At 52.3% G+C, this 846-nt stretch carries 1 protein-coding gene; it reads left to right on the top strand.

Annotation, left to right across the window (positions count from 1 at the left end; all coding sequences use genetic code 11):
- Positions 1-443: 443 nt before the first annotated feature.
- A partial coding sequence (locus JK635_RS06205; RefSeq protein WP_202653109.1) for a hypothetical protein occupies positions 444-846 on the top strand: 403 nt, incomplete at its 3' end.

Below are 846 nucleotides of genomic sequence, written 5' to 3'. Positions count from 1 at the left end.
ATTAGTGTTCGCATCCACAAAGGATGATGACAAGGCGAACGCATACACATTCCCAGTGTACGGATCAGCGCCAAGCAAACTGTCCTATCACCCGCGCTATCGCCTGGCGCTGAAATTATTCTCTTTTTTGGGTGCATCAAAGCTCGAAACCCGCCATCGAAGCCATATCGATTCTTTTAAGATAGGTGTCGGAGCATTAGAACAACGCATCAATCCGGGATCAAAAATTAGTCGCAACGACGCAGTTCGGCTAATTCAAGGGGTCTTCTCAGGTTTTGTCGGGGTGGCGGGTGACCGTACATGGACTGCCCATACTTTCTTGCCNATCAAAAATTAGTCGCAACGACGCAGTTCGGCTAATTCAAGGGGTCTTCTCAGGTTTTGTCGGGGTGGCGGGTGACCGTACATGGACTGCCCATACTTTCTTGCCGGCGTCCGAAACCTTGTTGGCACGTGAAATTTTGTGGGAGCACGGTGGTGCTAAGGGTGCGGCCAAAAGCCCCAATATGCCTTGGGAAGAGGCCCTCAGGGGTCCTTTCTTCAACACCAGTGCACACAGCTTTATGGCGCGCGGTGGAGAGCTGCTCTACCTACAACTCACCAGCCTGTTTAACGGTTACAAAGGGCAGGGATTTCATGCCTTGTTCCCACCGGAGGAATGCAAGACCTACGGCCATCTCCACAGTGTCACCGATCTCAGCAAGCTGCGTACAAGCCTGCAAGCAGGCTTAAGGCAGGTATTGCACGAAAGCGACCAGGCAATTGGTCCTTTGGGTGAGTTTATCCGCCAAACGTTCGAAGAAGCCGGGGTTGAAAGTGAAGGCACGAGCGACACAGCAGATCTAG

Source organism: Neobacillus paridis, from assembly GCF_016765675.1.
GTDB classification, from domain to species: domain Bacteria; phylum Bacillota; class Bacilli; order Bacillales; family Cytobacillaceae; genus Neobacillus; species Neobacillus paridis.
The sequence above is the reverse complement of the archived record's forward strand: the minus strand, read 5'-3'. Positions and strand labels throughout refer to the sequence as shown.